At 53.7% G+C, this 16,632-nt stretch carries 11 protein-coding genes, 1 tRNA gene and 4 pseudogenes; 6 read left to right on the top strand and 10 right to left on the bottom strand.

Translation table 11 applies throughout. The annotated features are described in order from the left end of the window. Positions 1–54 precede the first annotated feature (54 nt). From OAN307_RS18280 to OAN307_RS18260, 5 genes are all read right to left on the bottom strand, one after another. Positions 55–2,553, bottom strand: a complete 2,499-nt coding sequence (locus OAN307_RS18280; RefSeq protein ID WP_015501055.1) for a cation:proton antiporter — start codon at positions 2,551–2,553, stop codon at positions 55–57. Between the two features lie 186 nt (positions 2,554–2,739). Further along, positions 2,740–3,216, bottom strand: coding sequence for an ExbD/TolR family protein (locus tag OAN307_RS18275; RefSeq protein ID WP_015501054.1), 477 nt, complete (start codon positions 3,214–3,216; stop codon positions 2,740–2,742). Between the two features lies 1 nt (position 3,217). Beyond that, positions 3,218–3,892, bottom strand: a complete 675-nt coding sequence (gene tolQ / locus OAN307_RS18270; protein ID WP_015501053.1) for a protein TolQ — start codon at positions 3,890–3,892, stop codon at positions 3,218–3,220. Positions 3,893–4,000: 108 nt separating this feature from the next. After that, on the bottom strand, positions 4,001–6,331 hold the full coding sequence (locus OAN307_RS18265) for a putative inorganic carbon transporter subunit DabA (RefSeq protein WP_015501052.1): 2,331 nt from the start codon (positions 6,329–6,331) through the stop codon (positions 4,001–4,003). A 3-nt stretch (positions 6,332–6,334) separates the two neighbouring features. Beyond that, a complete protein-coding gene (locus tag OAN307_RS18260; RefSeq protein WP_015501051.1) occupies positions 6,335–7,900 on the bottom strand; it encodes a proton-conducting transporter transmembrane domain-containing protein in 1,566 nt (521 codons plus the stop codon). A gap of 383 nt (positions 7,901–8,283) precedes the next feature. On the opposite strand from OAN307_RS18260, the gene tnpA reads away from it, so the two are divergent. From tnpA to OAN307_RS28365, 3 genes and pseudogenes are all read left to right on the top strand, one after another. Continuing rightward, the gene (gene tnpA / locus OAN307_RS18255; protein ID WP_015501050.1) at positions 8,284–8,703 is read left to right on the top strand and encodes an IS200/IS605 family transposase; all 420 of its coding nucleotides are present in this window, start codon (positions 8,284–8,286) and stop codon (positions 8,701–8,703) included. 146 nt (positions 8,704–8,849) lie between these two features. Beyond that, positions 8,850–9,149: a hypothetical protein gene (locus OAN307_RS18250; protein ID WP_015501049.1), complete on the top strand. Its 300-nt coding sequence runs from the start codon at positions 8,850–8,852 to the stop codon at positions 9,147–9,149. A 405-nt stretch (positions 9,150–9,554) separates the two neighbouring features. Continuing rightward, positions 9,555–9,680: pseudogene (locus tag OAN307_RS28365) on the top strand (IS3 family transposase); the annotation flags it as partial. Between the two features lie 161 nt (positions 9,681–9,841). On the opposite strand, the gene OAN307_RS18245 reads toward OAN307_RS28365, so the two are convergent. The 3 genes and pseudogenes from OAN307_RS18245 to OAN307_RS31680 all read right to left on the bottom strand — a co-directional run. Continuing rightward, positions 9,842–9,918, bottom strand: a tRNA-Ile gene (locus OAN307_RS18245). A gap of 84 nt (positions 9,919–10,002) precedes the next feature. After that, positions 10,003–10,188: pseudogene (locus OAN307_RS31685) on the bottom strand (IS481 family transposase); the annotation flags it as partial. After that, positions 10,189–10,440, bottom strand: a pseudogene (locus OAN307_RS31680) (IS481 family transposase); the annotation flags it as partial. Positions 10,441–10,787: 347 nt separating this feature from the next. Here OAN307_RS31680 and OAN307_RS26925 point away from each other — a divergent pair. Continuing rightward, positions 10,788–11,459, top strand: coding sequence for a UDP-galactopyranose mutase (locus OAN307_RS26925; RefSeq protein ID WP_015501048.1), 672 nt, complete (start codon positions 10,788–10,790; stop codon positions 11,457–11,459). Here OAN307_RS26925 and OAN307_RS18235 read toward each other — a convergent pair. Continuing rightward, positions 11,446–12,417: pseudogene (locus tag OAN307_RS18235) on the bottom strand (IS5 family transposase). The gene OAN307_RS26925 and the pseudogene OAN307_RS18235 sit on opposite strands and share 14 nt — an antisense overlap. Before the next feature lie 388 nt (positions 12,418–12,805). Here OAN307_RS18235 and OAN307_RS25530 point away from each other — a divergent pair. After that, the gene (locus tag OAN307_RS25530) at positions 12,806–14,728 is read left to right on the top strand and encodes a GSCFA domain-containing protein (protein ID WP_015501047.1); all 1,923 of its coding nucleotides are present in this window, start codon (positions 12,806–12,808) and stop codon (positions 14,726–14,728) included. A 319-nt stretch (positions 14,729–15,047) separates the two neighbouring features. Here OAN307_RS25530 and OAN307_RS18225 read toward each other — a convergent pair whose 3' ends face one another. Further along, positions 15,048–15,317 (bottom strand): helix-turn-helix domain-containing protein, encoded by a 270-nt coding sequence (locus tag OAN307_RS18225; protein ID WP_083903236.1) that lies wholly within the window; start codon positions 15,315–15,317, stop codon positions 15,048–15,050. A 112-nt stretch (positions 15,318–15,429) separates the two neighbouring features. Here OAN307_RS18225 and OAN307_RS18220 point away from each other — a divergent pair, with 112 nt between their 5' ends. Next, complete coding sequence (locus tag OAN307_RS18220; RefSeq protein ID WP_015499949.1) at positions 15,430–16,629, top strand: acyl-CoA dehydrogenase; 1,200 nt, start codon at positions 15,430–15,432, stop codon at positions 16,627–16,629. The last annotated feature ends 3 nt before the right edge of the window (positions 16,630–16,632 follow it).

Raw genomic sequence — 16,632 nt, 5'->3', positions numbered from 1 at the left:
GGATCCTTGTTTCTGATCATTGCTGTTGACGACCATAACGAACATGGCATCCCTCTAAGGTTTCCCTTGGGACGGCATATCAATGCCGCGTTTTTCTGCGCTTGCCTGCACGGCTTGCTGCAATGCTTCGCTGCGATCCAGCAAACGACGAAAGCGTGTCTCATCCATTACAAGCAGGGTAGAGGGGGCAATTGCGCGAACTTCTGCACGGAATGGGTTTTTTGTCAGTATCGCCATCTGACCAAACATTTCGCCCCGGCCCAGCCGCCAGGACTGCCTACCAATTTTCAATTCCACGGCGCCAGAGGCGATGAAGAACACGCTTTTGGGCGCGCTGTTGCGTGCCGCCACCAGATCGCCAGCATTAACGTAAAGCGTGCGCAGGACGCGACCGAGACGTTTCAAAGTAACCTCGTCAAGGTCGGAGAAGGTTGAGATCTCCCGCACGAATTCGGATCTTTGCAGCGCGATATCAAGGTGTGGCCGACCTTCTGCGGCCCCGCGTTTTTCCGCAACGCCCTGCATTAACGCATTATAGACTTCTGCCCCGATCAGCCCGTCCTCTCGCATCACGGTATACTCCCTTTCCTCCAGCCGCAGGGCCGTGCGGCGGATAAATCGACGCTCCAGTTCCTCTGCATAGCCGGGATATTGCAAACGCAACCCCTCGAGAGCGGTCTCGACAGCCTCAATCCGCCGTGCCAGCAATTCTCTGAGAAGGTCGGCCACGCGTCGCCCATGAATGCGCAAGATACGTCCGTCGATGAACCCACTGAGGTCCTGCAAAATAAATCGCTGGGACAGCAGGAATTCGAATCTGTCTGCCGTCATTCGGGCAAGTGGCATTGAAAAATGCAGTCGGCTGTGCAGGAAGGACGCAACCCGAAAAAGTGGTCCGTAGGACAGGCTTTGCAGCGCCGCTTGGCGGTAGACACTGCGTCCGCCGGAACGCGCACCCTCAATCATCCGACCAGCAACAGACAGGACCTGTTCGCTCATGCGCGATGATATTGTCCGTTCGCGCACGTTGACGAGGATCGCATCGCGTTCGGCCCCTGCCAAAGCAATCAACCCGAGTGTGATGCGGTCACGATCATTGATTTCGGCACTATCCTCAGCAGCCCTTACCGATCCTTCTAGCCGCTCACCAAATTGCTTGGCTTCGGCCCGGACAACGTCACGCGACAACTCGTACTTTTCTGTTGTGCTGGCCACATCCTCCCGGACGGTTTGCAAAGCGACGGCGACCACTTGCCGCGACAGCGCGTCGTCCAGCGGTGACAACCGGTCAAGACCAAGCCATCTTATGACCATTCGCAGGGTCGTTCCCTGTACGATCAGAGTAAACAGGACGTAACCTGTTGCGAGGATACCGACGAGGCGTTTTAGCTCCAGCGGGACACGGATACTTTCGGTCACGGCAAGTGCGAGTGCAAGCGTGACAGCTCCTCTGAGACCGCCCCATAGAATTGCTGTCCGATAAGGGCGCTCTACCACCGGTGACAGGCGCAAAACGCTCAGTAGCGGCATCAGACCGAAGAGAATCGCTGCCCTTGCAGCAGTTGCGGCGAGGATTACCACGCCCAAAAGGGCAAAGTCCGACAGCCGAACTTCTTCGAGAAGCCGCGGAATAAGCAAGGCGGCGAGAATAAAAATCAATGCGCCGGCCCAATGCGCAAGCAGATCCCAGACCTCGCGCAGGTTCGCCCAAGACGCGGGTGGCAGCCGACCCGGTCCCATCAGATTAAGGGTCAGGCCCGCCGCGACGACGGCAATCACACCCGATGCCCCCATGCTCTGCTCGGCACCGATGTAGGCCAGATACGGCAGTGCCACCGAGATCGAGATCTGCGCACGGTCGTAGCGGGACAAAAGGGCCAAGACCCAGACTGCGACGCGCGCCACGAACCAGCCAGTCACCGCACCGCCGAAGATGAGCAATGGAAAGCGGGCCAAAGCATCGCCCAGGGTAGGGTCGGGCACGCCTAGCTTTACAAAACCCATGAAAAGGCCAAAGAGCGCGATGGCAGCCGCGTCGTTAAGCAAGCTTTCGCCCTCGATGATCCGTGCGAGACGTTGTGGCGCAGATATCGAACGGAAAATATTGATCACGGCGGACGGGTCGGTTGTTGAGACAATTGCGCCGATTAAAAGACAAGCTGCGAGTGGCAAGGCACTGGCCCAAGAAAGTGCGTAGCCGACCGACAACGTTGCCACCACGACCGCGACCACGGCCAGAACGAGGATGGGGACCCAATCGTCCAGCATCCGGCGCAGGTTCATACCCAGTGTTGCCTGAAAAAGTAATGTTGGCAGGAACAGATAGAGAAAGACGTTGGAACGGATCGGCAATCCAAGGATAGCTTCCGCCACGGGGTTCAGGGCGTCTGTAAGATCGGTACGCAAAAAAAACGTGGCACTGGCCCCAATCATCACGCCGAGCACCGCGAGAATGACGGTGTATGGTAATCGCAATCGTGCGGCGAGCGGCTCGGCAAGGCCGATTATCACAAAAAGTGAAACAACGACTGTTATGAGGGTTACGATGTCCATCTAGGTGCCCTGGGCAAAACCCTTTCCACAATCGAAAAACTGCCTAAGTGTCTTGGACTGACTTTAGATCAACCTAAATGAGATATCCAATTTGAAACTTGGGGTGTGATTGGCCTTTGGCACCATCGGTGCGAAGGCCCCCCAACATGGCCGATACCAGAATTGTAGGAACCGGCGGGCCATGATCTATCCGTCAGTGACGTTTGGCACCGGGCCAATGATATCCGTCACGAGGCCAATGTTGGAAAACCCACCGGCATTCAGCAGACCCATGACTTCAGCGACACCGTTCCAGTCATTGCGACCATCGGCCCGTAGAAAAATCTTGTTGCTATCGCGTTCGGCTGCGATTGCTTGCAACTGCTGGACCAAAACATTCCGCGACGTTTCCGTTTCTTGGATCATGACCTGACCGTCGACCGTGATCGTCACTGTCAGCGGCTCTTCCTCATCACCGAGCAATGACGTTGCAGAGGTTTCAGGCAACTCGACCGGAATACCAACGACGGACAAAGGCGCGGCGACCATAAAAATGATCAACAGAACCATCATGACATCGACAAATGGGGTGACGTTGATTTCTGACACGAGTTGCGCGCGGCGGGTCCGTTGGCGACCGCGTCTGCCCCCATTACCACCTGAATTCAATGTGCCTGCAGCCATGTCAGTTCTCCACCTGCCTGCTAAGAATATTCGCAAATTCATCAGCAAAGGCCTCGTAGCCACTCACGATCTGCTCACTATCAGTTGATAGCTTGTTATAGATTATCACGGCCGGAATGGCGGCAAGAAGGCCGATGCCAGTCGACATCAACGCTTCTGCAATACCGGGCGCGACGACGGCAAGGTTGGTGGTTTGCGCTTGGGAAATCTCGATAAAAGCGTTCATAATGCCCCATACCGTACCGAATAGACCAACAAACGGGGCCGTCGAACCAACAGTCGCCAAAATTGGTAGACCTTTTTGAAGCTTCGATGATTGCTTAGCGATTGTCACATCCATCGATGTGTTTATGCGGGCGGTGGAATCAGGGATCAATCCGCCATCTTCCCGATGTGACCTGCGCCATTCGAGCATGCCGGACGCGAATATCTTCTCGGTGGACCCCTGTGGTTCCGCCCCGATCTTGCCAAAAAGGGCGTCCAAAGGCTCGCCTGACCAGAACGAGCGGTCAAAGGCATCAGCCTCAGCCCGGGCTTTGCGATATTGGACTGTCTTGTCGATGAACACTGCCCAACACCAGATAGACGCTGCCACCAGCATGATCATGACGAGTTGTACGAGAATTGTCGCGCGCGTGAACAATGCCCACATTGTGAAGTCTTGAGCTGCTTCCATTTGCCTGCTTTCTTTGTAATTGGTTAGCGTCCAAATCTGCAATAATAAGAAATCTGGGCCAGACAGGTTCATTGTCCCTCTGATCCAAAAATCACTACTAACGAAGACCTACGTTTGGCCGAAACTTGCAACCTCCAGCCACCCATGCTCCACCAGACTTGTCACTTTCGGACTGGTCCTGATCGCTGCATCGATTGCGGAGTCCGGCGCCGCAATCCGCGCGACCAGGCGCAGGGCATCATGGATAGGCTGGCCATTGAGAAACAGGCTCTGGTCTGAGGGCCCACCAGCCCTCAGTCTTCCAGATATTCCGTCTAGCAAGCCGATCTCGCCGCACACATTCTGGACGAGTTTGTTGCCGCTGCCGAAGTGCTGCGGGGAGACCGTTGCGCCATAGTATTGGAGGTTGGTATATGCGGCGACCAACAGAGGGCCGCCAACGATTTCTGCGAGGAAATTGCCGTCGGGATCGTAGTCAAAATCGTAGTTGTGCAGGAAGACTTTGCCAGCAAAATCTCGGTTTCGCGTTGCATTTCGTGGAGCCGCCACGAACCAGTGGCAACCGGCCAGGCCCCATTCCGCGCGGGTTTGTGACCAGTCTCCACCTCGCGCATACAGCGCCCCGCCCCGCGGGGTGGCAGGCAGATCGGTGGACCGCTCAGCACGTACGATGTCGCAAGCCTGATCTAGGATATCGTGAAGCCACTTGATTGGCTGCGGTTTGCGGCCTCCCACGGGATCAGTGCTGAAAAACGTCACCGTATCACCTGTTGTGTCGTGCAGACCGGCTCGGAACACCGTTTCTGGAGGTATTTCAATGCCGCGCTGGGCTAGTAATTCGCGCAGTGGTGTCTCGTTCAGGAGACACGAAAGGGCACGGACGTTCACGGCTGCGTCATGCCCGCAACATGCTCCGCACTGCAGGAGCGCGCTTTGCGCGTCATTGGTAACGCGCGCCTCATGACCAACGAAGACGACTAAAGGTGCAAAATTCCTCCTCAATCCGATGGAGCGGAGGGCCGCCTCTGCAACATCAGCCGCGGCCTCGCTCGAGGGATCGAGCGTCAATCTGGGTATTGGTCCGTATCCGACGACACGGCGTTCGTGAAATTGCGAGGAATCGACGAGTGGAGCGAGCTTGAGCAACCCTGCCGCCTCGACATAGGCAAAGCTTGACACGGCTCCACGCGAGAAACGGGAAATGGCCCTAAGTAGTCGGTCACGAATGGGTGTCTCGTCGGTGCTAGGGCCGTCTTCCTTGATCCGCAGCGAGGAGTCGGGGACCTCGACACTGCGCGCGGCCTTGCGGTTTTCGGCGGCGGGCGCTTGGTTCATCAAGGGAAGACCGACGAACCCGGCCAAGCCGTAAGTTTGGACGCCTGGATCAACGATTTCCAGCGCGCGCCTCAGCCGTTCGGAACGGACATCCATGCAAAAGACAAGTTGCGCTTCGCATGACACGGGTTCAGCGAGATTGGTTGGCTTGCCTGCTTGCGCCAACAATGTGTCAAGACGTCGGGCCGACGCCTGTTCTGCCGCCCTTTGCAGGATTGCGTCGATCAGATGGCCCGTTTCCGCCCGCAGCGGTTCCTTATGCCTAAGGATAACAGCGTCCCACTGCGTGCCCACTTCCTTCGCGTAGCGCGCTTGAAGAGCCTGCTCCCATACCAAACGGATCGCGAGCAATTCCGAAAGAGTAGTGTTGTGCGTCTGGGCCTGTTGCGCTTCCCACAGGTGGTAGCGTCCGAGCCCCGCCCATCCAGCCAGATCGCACAGAAGGCCATGAAAGACTGATGGTGCAGCTTTGCGGTCGATTTCGAGTGCGGCGCACGCATCTCCTATAGCATGCCAATGGTCGCGTTGCGAGTGGCTGATCGTCTCGCAAAAATTGTTGAGGCCGAAAATTTCGGGTGTCAGATCACTCATCGCCCAGTCACGCCAACTGGTCCATGCGCCTTGTTCAGCTACCTGTGCCCAAAGGGCTTGGCCGGTGTCAAAATGACATTGCGCCCAAGCTCCGAACCGCTCTGTGACGAGGTTTGGCCAATCGGTTCCACTGTGTTCGGCTGCCAGGTCGGCAACGGTCGGAATGGCCTGAGGTATGAAATCTGTAGTATGAGCGGTTTCGAGGATGGTCTGATCGCTTAGTTCCAGAGTGGGCGCGATTTCTAGGCGAGATATTTTGATATCTTCGAGGGTAATCTCTCCCTTTTCAATACGGCCCAGTTGGACCGCCCGGCTGGGAAAAATATGAACCCCAGCGCTGCGTTCCAGTCGCGCAGCGGCAACTGCGATAGGTTCATCGCTTAGGCCATTGAAAGGATTCACCGCGACAGCTTGAGAGAGCGGAAAGAGTGGCGCGATTTTACGGACAGCGTGTTCAGCCGCGTCGACAAGGTCCAGCAAATCGGGCGAGAAGTCTTGATTGCGAATGAACATCGTTCAGGTATCCTTAGTTCGAGTGTCGGTTTTCCAAGCACCGGCGAAACGATCCGCCCGCGCATTAAAGTAAAACCCATTCGTGACATGGACACGCAGACCGCGAACGGCAGGATGGGCGGACCAGAGCGGCAACAGGGCCTGAAGCACAGTGACCGCCGTGAAGCTAAATAGAGTTAGTATGATCAGCATCCATTCTAGCGGGCCGGCCTGTGGTGTCGGTGGCAATGTCCCCGCGGTCAATGTCTGGGCAACCCATTGGAAGCCTAAAAACGAGACGACGAACAGGACCGAGGCCCGTGCAGTCGCCATACCCAACTCACGTGGCGCCGCATCCGCGAGGCCCTGTGCAACGAGATACCCGACGCCGAACACAAGGATTGCTCCAAGCGCCACCGCCTGTGGGGATTTCTCCACGAGGCCAAGCGGTAGCCCGACAAGCGCGTAGAGAGTGATTGCGATCCCCATTGCCAGCGCCACATTGCGGACTGAGGCGGGCGCGACAGGGCCGAGCCGCCGCGCCGCACTGATTACGTGACCCGCTTGGGCTGCAATCAGGAATGCGTGGGCCTTGTAGAGCGCGTGCGCAAAGATGTGCAGCAAGGCTAGTGGGAACAGCCCTAGGCCACATTGCAGCATGATAAAGCCCATCTGCGATACTGTGGACCAGGCCAATGCGGTCTTTGCGGCCGATTGCGTCAACATGACAATTGATCCCACAAGAGCCGAGAAGCCCCCCACAATAACGAGAGCGGCCAAGATGATCGGAGCGCCGAGCATCACGTCGGAAAAACGGATCAACAAAAAACCGCCCGCGCTGACGACACCAGCATGGAGAAGCGCCAAAACTGGGGTAGGGGCCTCAATAGCCCCTATCAGCCACCCTTGGACTGGAAGAAGTGCCGACTGCAAGACTGCCGCGACGGCCAGACATGCCGCGGCCAGAACCGCCGCGGGCGGGACGAAACCTGTACGCGCTGCCGCGTTGATGGCGGCGATATCGAACACGCCGTAAGCCCTGTAAAGAAGCAGCAGACCAACCGCCAGCGCGATATCCGCAGCCCGAGCGAAAATGATATTTTTACGTGCGGCGCGCCGAGCCCCGGGCCGGTCCGAATAAAAAATAAGAAGTCGGTTCACGCCGATCGCGGTCGCCACCCAGGCGAGGCCCAATTGCACGAGGTTCCCAGACGTCACCAGCAAGGCGATGCCAGCCAGCGTCAAGCAAACAAAGAATGTAAAACTCCCTTCTCCTGCTTCTCCGTGCAGGTGTGTCGCTGAAAAGCGTAGAATAACCCACGCAAGAATGCTGGTCAGCAGCAACAATATGACTGACACAGGATCTAGCAGCACCGAAAAACCAAAGTGCCCCAACCCTAGAACGGGTGATGTTGTTGGTCCGAAAACGATGACGTGCACAGCCGAATATGCGGCCAGAACGATGCCGAGCAACGCCGTTCGTTCTGCCCATTCAGGTAGTGTGATGGGCATGATCGTCTCACGCAACCTGATGGCCCCGACCACCAAGAGACCTATGGGAAAGACTAGAACTATCCAAGCGACTGCCATCTAAAGCTCTCCATTTAGGAAGTTTAAATTAGTAATTGTACTCGTCATATTTGATCAAGATGATCAGTTTTCCATGATCTTTTGCGTTTGGCGGGACCGCCGACCGGCCTGAATATCCCGCGATTATTACTAAAAGAACGCTGCGCGACCCCTTTTCATCCCTGCTGAGCAAGAAAAAGCAAAGTATGAGAATTGGTAGCATCTCTCACGGGACCCTTGGGCCCAGAGTTCCCCAGAAAGAGTGTTTGCCAGATTTTGGACCGCTGCACCGGCATTGTTCACAGTCAAGGCGAAGTGGATATCTTGTGTGCTTCAGTGGGCGTCCAAATTGATCTTGCTCGGCCCTTTTGCTTTCCACCTAACAGAGATAAACTACCGATTTTTTGGCCTATTCTACAGGATCACATACCAGATTTTATCACCGTTATCACGTCGTTTGGGCGACGAAATATCGACATAAGGTTTTGCGTGGGCCGATGCGCGAACGGATCCGCGATATCATTCGACAGTCTTGTGCCGAGATGGGCGTGCATATTGTGAAGGGTGTTCTGACAGCTGACCACGTCCACATGTTCATATCTGTCCCGCCACAGATCGCGCTGTCCAAGGTGATGCAGCGGATCAAAGGGCGCTCGTCGCGGCGGGTTCAGATGGAGTTCCCAGAGTTGCGCAAACGCTATTGGGGAAGGCGGTTTTGGGCCCGTGGATATTTCTCGATAACGTCAGGAAATGTCACCGACGATGTCATCCTGCAGTATCTGGAATTACATTCCAATCGCGATGCTACCGGCCTCGGCCGGTAGTGGTTCACTTTGCTTTCAGCCACGCTCGAAAGAGTTGCAAAACGACCCCCAAGCAACGGTTCCTAACCGCCATATTCGATGACCGAGGTTTGGAAAGATCAGCATGTAAAATTGTGCTATAATCGCTTGTGATGGAGGGGGTCAAAATGAGTTTTGTAACAATTTCGACTTGGCGAATGACTGGCGAAACAGAGACTATGGTGCATGTGACAGAACTTATGCGTCGAAAATACTTTCCGGGGCTTTTGGCTCTGGGAGCAAAACATTCGATGCTCGTTGATGCTGACTTGGACCGTTTCGCTATTGTAACTGTCTATCCGAGCCGCAAGGTTCGCGATGATGCCATCGATCATATTTCAGCACTTCGCGGCGAAGGTGCTGAGGAGTTCGGTGCAGAAGTGATGGACGCCTATGCGGGAGATATGCTGGCCTCGTCCGAGGGTTAGAAAACCGGTCGGTTGAGCGCTGACGTCAGACATTGTGACGGGACGCTGGGCTGCTGGGGGCACGCTCGTTCCTCAAGTAAATCATAGAGCACTATTCTAACAGCAGAGAGAGCCATTCCTTTGCCGGCCCCGCTACGAAACGTCTACTTGCGTGAGTGCGCTTCACGTTTGCGCCACTGACTCACAGAGGCACCCTAGGATTCAATTTGCTTCTTTTTGGGTATCTACTGCCTAGAGCAGATCTGGCCTTCTAAGCTGCCCCACAGTGACCATAGCAAATGCGCGATGGCGTTTCGTTTTGTGTCTGCTCTACGAAACGCATGACACTGATCTCTTTCCAGTATCCCGCATGTCGCTGCGGCGAATTTGGAAAGTTTTTGGCTCATCTCCGCCACTAACTAGGATATCTTTGAAACGATTGAGGAGGCACAAGAGCAGGCCACGCCATGGCTCTGGACTTACAATAACGAGAGACCCAACATGGGCATCGGCGGCATCACGCCCGCAATGAAACTGAAAACAACCGCCTGAATTCTACGGCCGGACCCCGCCAAAAAAGGGGGGGGGCGACCGGGGCACCTCATTCTGACCTTTGCAACCTCTTGGGGCTGCGTGCTGTCATATTGTTATATTGCTTATTTATAAGGCTTGAGCATGCTTTCCCTTTTCTGACAAGGATTAAAAATGATATTTGGTAGGCCTGGCAGGACTTGAACCCGCAACCAAAGCGTTATGAGCGCTCTGCTCTAACCAGTTGAGCTACAGGCCCCCCACCACAGTTCGTATCAGAGACGGGCGGGTGGTCAAGCGCTGAGGGTTCTTGATCGATTTTTTCCGCGGGTGAACGTCGTCGCTAGGTGTTCGGTCCCGGCATCTGTGGGATCGGATTAACGATGAATCTTTCTGGTTCTGAAGTCCCTATCTTGCAGATGTATTCGTACGGCGTCAGGCCGTTGAGCGTCTTCAGCCTTCGAGCGAAATTGTAGGCCGCTATGAAGTCTGCGAGATGGGTGTGCACCTGATCATGCTTGTCGTAGTGATCCAGCGGTAGGAGCGTATGACGTCGAAAAGAGACGATCATCGCCTCTTCACCGGCGCTGAGAACGGTCGAACTGGGGTCCGTGGGGCCAGTCTTGCGGTCTTCTACAGTTTTGCGCTTGCGCCATTTGGAGACCGTTTTGACATTTATACCAAGTTCTCGACTCAAAGCTGCGGTCGTAGCTAGCGATCGCTGTATTGTTGCTCTGATGGCGTGCGTAGTCGTGGCGCAGCCATGACGTATTTGTCCCACAATGCTTCCTTCCATTCCAAAGAATAGATCGCACCATCAAACCATGGGATCAAACACCTAGTTCTGCAAAAGCAGATCGCACGGCTGTAAAGTCGTGTATAAAAAATGGGTTCGGACTGAAAGGCGCACCGTATACTCCAAACTGTAAGGAAGGGTTTTTTTGAAAGTGCTGTTTCCGACACAGATCAAACACACAACTGCAAGATTTTATCTGATGGTTCAGGAGCTAGTCTTCTGCCGGCCAAAAAACACACACCCGTTTGACCTTCTGGCCGAGTTTGATATACTATTAAAATGTATCAGGTTTATAGTATTGGTACTTATTTTTTTAAAGAAGGTGCCCATCTGTGCGCATTTTAATCGTTGGCGCCGGCTTTGCCGGTTCGACATACGCTCGGATCGGGGCAGAATCTGGCCATAAGGTACACTTGATCGATAGTAAAACACACTTGGGCGGCAGTGCCCATGATCGTTTAATTGAGGGACTAAGGGTCAGTGATTATGGCCCTCACTTATTCAATACCAGCAATATGCGCGTCGTCTCTTTTCTAAGCAGGTTTACCGAATGGACGCCCTACATCCATAGAGGAAATGTATGTTTGCCAAATGACGTTACTTTGCCTTTTCCACTTAATTTGGACAGTCTCGAAAGTCTGCGAAGTATCGGATACTCTGCAGACCCTGCGACGGCGAAGGTCCAGTTGACACAGGATACGACGGCACGGCAATGGCTCCGCAGTATTCTGAGCGATGAATTGGTCGAATTATTTTTTGAGCGCTATGTACGTAAAATGTGGGGTATTTCACTCGATGAACTGCCGGCAAGTATTGTTCGTAGGGTCAAAATTCGAAACAATCACGAAACAAGCGCGTTCCCTAATTCGCAATTTCAAGCGCTTCCCAAGAATGGATATGCTGCACTTTTCAACCACATGCTGGACCATCCCAATAGGCTTTGTTGCACAAATCGCCCTTATGGCGTGCTTCCCCTGACCCCTGACGGATTCAGCCTACAGTAACGGTGTTTGGGATGCCAAGGGCGGTGAAGCCGTTGAGTATCGCGGCACGGATTTGGACTTCCGCAACTTGCCGGTCAAAGTCTCGTGCGGCCAGGCGCTGCCCGAGTAGTTTCAAACAATGCATCTTTGTCTCAACACGACTCCTGCGGTGGTATCCGCTCAAGCGACGCCATTGAGCGCGGCCGAGATCCTTTGAGGACTGTACCGCTTCGTTTCGGGCTCTGGCCCCCAGCGTATCCGGCTTCCATAGCTTGGCATTCTTGCGTGGCGGGATGACAGCACGGGCATTGCGGGCCGCAATCGCATCATGGCATTTGCGGGTGTCATATGCCCCATCTGCTGTGACACTGCCAATCTTCTGATCTGGTGTGATCTGACCGAGAAGGTTGGGCAACATGGGTGGGTCTCCAATGCTGCTACTCGTCACTTCGACCGCGCGTATCTCCAACGTTTCTTCATCAATCCCTATATGTATCTTGCGCCACACCCGACGTTTCGGCCCGCCATGCTTGCGAGCGTTCCACTCACCTTCGCCCTCAACTTTGATGCCGGTACTGTCGATAAGGAGGTTTAGCGGGCCCTTTGAGCCCTGATACGGGATGGTAACCGATAGCCTTTTCTGACGCCGACATAACGTGCTGAAGTCTGGGACCTCCCAGTCAAGGTCGATCAATTTCAACAGGCTTTCCACAAAGCCCGTCGCCTGCCTCAAAGGCATTCCGAACAGCACTTTCAACGTGAGACAGGCTTGGATCGCCGCGTCGCTATAGCGTGGCTGGCGGCCCCGTTTGCCCCCCTCTCATGGTTTGCAAACAAACCACTGCCGGGCAACGGTAGGCGCAGCTTTCCAAGTGACCTCTGGGTTAAACCAAATGGTCAGTGACCCGCGTCGCTTCAGGGCCTTGTTATACTCAGGCCAGTTCCTCGTGCGGTAAATCGGGGCGATAGGTTTACTCATGACGCCAGCTACCATGCTGGATTTACAACATGAATCCCTGATACGAGACTATTTGTGCAACAAAGCCGCCGGAAGTGACAAATGCTGCATTGCGCACATTTCGACATGAAGGGAACCGGACACTCGCTGCGGTCGTGACCAAGGGCGGCTGTACGAATAAAGCGACTTTTGGTACCAGTAGGGCCAATGACTGCTTTCGATAAGATGGGCACAGGCCCGACGGGATTCTATGCGTTCAACAAACGGTGGTTTTTGGAACGGTAGGAAAAGAGCGCAAGCTTACGCTTTCTGCTCTAATAAACTATGAATGCCTGACACAAGCTTAAATTGGACCTATTTGGCAGACGCCATACTATATCACTAAGTTTGAAAACTAGGAGAACTAAGAATGATGTTTGAGTTGCAAGGGGTGAAAATACCTGACGACAAAGAGATCGTTACACCCGAAGTTGGTGAATCTCTACGGCGCGGACGCTATGAAAAAGCCGAGGTTTCTGGTCTTCCCAAATTTGTGAAAGCCACCCACCGCGTCATCGAGCTAGGTTCTGGCATTGGTTTCATTTCTACGTTCCTTGCAAAGCAATTGGGTGTTCAGGACATATTGTGCATTGAAGGAAACCCTAGTCTTTGTGAGTTCGCAAAGCGCGTTCATGCTGTGAACGATATTGCCAATATTAAAGTAAAAAACGCGGTTGCACTGAATGATGCAGGAATCCCGGGAGAAATTGATTTTTTCGTGCGCGAGCCATTTTGGTCTTCATCGCTTGACCCAGAAGGCGACTACGAGAGTGCTGTAAAAGTCCCTGCACTACCGCTTTCTGAGATAATCCGAGAGTTTAGGCCAAACATACTGATCGTCGACATCGAAGGTGGAGAAATTGATCTGTTTGAACCGCTTGACCTGACGGGCGTCGACTTCGTATATTTAGAAATACACACGCGCAAAATAGGGCGGGTTGGCGTCAAGTCTTGCTTTGATGCCTTGTCGAAACAAGATTTTGCGTATGTACAACGCATAAGCTGTGGTGGTTCAATACTGTTTCAGAGAATTTCTAAAAGAAAACTTCTGAAGTCAAAAACAGGTGAGGTTGGATTCCGCAAAATGAGCAAACAGAAGACCGATGTTAGGCCGCAGCGGAAGGCAGGTGAATTGTACACTGTCAGACTTCACGGCGCCAATGCAATCTACCACGACAGAGTCGAAGGTGCCGATGAACAGCACTCGCCATGGTTCCGAGGCAAACGTCGGCCTAATAAAAACCCCGATATGACACAAATGGTTTCGCACACAGCAGCCGCCGATTACGTAGTTCAAGGATGGGCCCCGGACGCCCCCGTCATTGACAAAGATACCCGTATTACCGCCTTCGGCAGCTGCTTCGCTGCCAACATCTCCAAATGGTTGGGCAAGCGCAACTACCGCGTCAGTACGAAAGACCCCGACGCGCAAAATGCCTATGTGGTGCGTATTGGCGAAGGCATGGTCAATTCTTTTGTCATCCGTCAGCAATTCGAATGGGCGTGGGAAAACAAATCTTTCGACGAAGCTCTGTGGCATGGTTACGACAGAGAAGTCTACGGTTATGACGAAGCCGTACGCACCCAGACAAAAGGCCTGTTTGACAACACTGATGTCTTCATACTCACCTTCGGGTTATCCGAGGTCTGGTACGACGCGCAAACAGAAAATGTCTTCTGGCGGACCGTTCCAAAACAATACTACGATCCTGAACGCCACCTGTTCCGCGTCTCTACGGTGGAAGAAAACCGCGACAATATCGACGCGATCTACCAACTAATTCGAAAACATCGTCCCGACGCCAAGATCATTATGACTTTGTCACCAATCCCGCTGATTGCAACCTTTCGCGATGAAAGTTGCATCACCGCCAATTCGGTTTCCAAATCCATTCTGCGCGTCGCCATCGATGAAGTCATGCGCGCCCGCAAACCCGAAGGCTATCTGCACTACTGGCCCAGTTACGAACTGGTCATGGACGTCTTCAGGGCCCCCTTCAAAGATGACCGCCGTCACATTGACCCGCTGATCCTCGACTTCATCATGACCCAGTTCGAACACGTTTGGTGTAACGATGAAGATGGCAACATTCCGTCACTGCTTGAGGCTTGGGTCAAAGCCCGAGTCGCAGCAGGCTTTCTTCCTAACCGGTTAGGCAAGATGGTCGGGAAGCGCATGGGTGAGCGCATCCTGATGTACATAGAGAAACCGCAGTTTGAGGACGTGGCTGACGCCGAGGCGTCACGGATAATGCTACGAACCCTTGTGGCAGAGTGGAAGAAAGTTTCTTAAGTGAATGACTAGGCTGTTCCACAAACGCTCCCTTTTGGAACGTTCGCAAGCCACCTCTTATGACGCTACCAAAAACCCCGTTCAAAACCCGAGCGGTTGTTAAAGGTTTTTTGCCCCTACCGTGAAACCTGATGGGGTGGATGCCTCCTGCTCCAACCAGCGTCGCAATGCGCTATACTGCAGGTGTCGATATCTGCATATGAGAGGAGCCACCCCATGCAAGTTACAACAATAAGCGTTGATCTGTCCAAGAACATTTGAACACCGGACATCGCATACTTTGGCCATGCGGAGATACGAAAAGCGGCATGAACATAAATCAGATGCATCTTAGCCAAGCCGCATACCTGTCCTGAAAAGCAGGACCACTTCTCTGGTAACTCAAGGCTGCCGTATTCGGAATAAGCCGACGCCGCTCCCGCGTAAAAAGCTCCACCCCTAACTGATCTTCCAACGACAGAATAAGACGGCTTACCGTGCTCTGCGTCAGGTTTAGCTCTGCCGCTGCCACAGTCACAGACCTGTGGCGCACAACGGCATCCAGCGCCATCAGCAACTTGATCGAGGGGAGGAAACGACGTTGCCGCATTATCATTCCTTTTCTACATGTTAATATGCAGTTTTGTCGTTTTAATATACTGATACACGCTGATATCCCACACAAAATACATAATATAACCTATCAAATCGGAGCAGGCATCATGTCTACATCATCGCATAAGGGCATCCCGTTCAACTGGGCTGATCCGTTCTTACTTAGCGATCAGTTAACAGAAGAAGAGCGCATGATAAGTGATGCCGCGCGTGCCTTCGCCTCTGACCGCCTTTTACCGCGTATCGAAGACGCCTATCTGGACGAACACACTGATCCAGAAATATTCCGCGAAATGGGCGAGAGCGGCTTGCTTGGTGTAACTTTGCCAGAGGAATACGGCGGCGCTGGTGCATCTTATGTGTCCTACGGTCTGGTTTCACGCGAAGTAGAGCGCATCGACAGTGGTTACCGCTCGATGATGTCCGTGCAGTCGTCGCTGGTGATGTTCCCGATTTACGCCTACGGTTCAGAAGCTCAAAAGCAAAAGTATTTACCCAAGCTCTCCAGCGGCGAATATATTGGCTGCTTCGGCTTGACCGAACCCGATGCTGGTTCTGACCCTGGCGGCATGAAAACCCGCGCAATTAAAACAGACTCTGGTTATCGCTTGGTCGGGTCCAAAATGTGGATCTCAAACAGTCCAATTGCCGATGTATTTGTAGTTTGGGCCAAATCAGAAGTGCACGGAGGCAAGGTGCGCGGCTTCGTCTTGGAAAAAGGTATGAAAGGCCTGTCAGCGCCGAAGATAGCTGGCAAACTTAGCCTTCGAGCATCTGTCACCGGTGAAATCGTGATGAACAATGTCGAAGTTGGCGAAGAAGCGATTTTGCCGAACACTGAAGGCATGAGCGGGCCATTCGGGTGCCTCAACCGTGCTCGATATGGTATTTCTTGGGGTGTAATGGGGGCTGCCGAGGACTGTTTCCATCGCGCCCGCCAATACGGTTTAGATCGCAAACAGTTCGACCGACCGTTGGCCGCGACACAACTCTACCAGAAAAAACTTGCCGATATGGAAACCGAAATTGCGCTCGGGCTTCAAGCCGCTTTGCGCGTTGGTCGCCTTTTTGACGAAGGGCGTTTTGCGCCAGAAATGGTCTCGCTTATCAAGCGTAACAACTGTGGCAAGGCATTGGACATCGCTCGGCACGCCCGTGACATGCACGGCGGCAACGGTATTCAGATTGGATACCATGTGATGCGTCATGCACAGAACCTTGAAACGGTGAATACATACGAAGGTACCCATGATGTGCACGCCCTGATCCTTGGTCGCGCCATTACTGACCTGCAGGCGTTCGCATAGGGA

It is taken from the genome of Octadecabacter antarcticus 307 (assembly GCF_000155675.2).
Taxonomy (GTDB): Bacteria; Pseudomonadota; Alphaproteobacteria; order Rhodobacterales; family Rhodobacteraceae; genus Octadecabacter; species Octadecabacter antarcticus.
This window is presented reverse-complemented; position numbering and strand designations above follow the sequence as displayed.

Excerpts from the sequence above, each read along its gene's own strand:
- OAN307_RS18280 (WP_015501055.1), bottom strand. The coding sequence starts at position 2,553 with ATGGACATCGTAACCCTCATAACAGTCGTTGTTTCACTTTTTGTGATA.
- OAN307_RS18275 (WP_015501054.1), bottom strand. The coding sequence starts at position 3,216 with ATGGCTGCAGGCACATTGAATTCAGGTGGTAATGGGGGCAGACGCGGT.
- tolQ (WP_015501053.1), bottom strand. The coding sequence starts at position 3,892 with ATGGAAGCAGCTCAAGACTTCACAATGTGGGCATTGTTCACGCGCGCG.
- OAN307_RS18265 (WP_015501052.1), bottom strand. The coding sequence starts at position 6,331 with ATGTTCATTCGCAATCAAGACTTCTCGCCCGATTTGCTGGACCTTGTC.
- OAN307_RS18260 (WP_015501051.1), bottom strand. The coding sequence starts at position 7,900 with ATGGCAGTCGCTTGGATAGTTCTAGTCTTTCCCATAGGTCTCTTGGTG.
- OAN307_RS18250 (WP_015501049.1), top strand. The coding sequence starts at position 8,850 with ATGAGTTTTGTAACAATTTCGACTTGGCGAATGACTGGCGAAACAGAG.
- OAN307_RS25530 (WP_015501047.1), top strand. The coding sequence starts at position 12,806 with ATGATGTTTGAGTTGCAAGGGGTGAAAATACCTGACGACAAAGAGATC.
- OAN307_RS18225 (WP_083903236.1), bottom strand. The coding sequence starts at position 15,317 with ATGCGGCAACGTCGTTTCCTCCCCTCGATCAAGTTGCTGATGGCGCTG.
- OAN307_RS18220 (WP_015499949.1), top strand. The coding sequence starts at position 15,430 with ATGTCTACATCATCGCATAAGGGCATCCCGTTCAACTGGGCTGATCCG.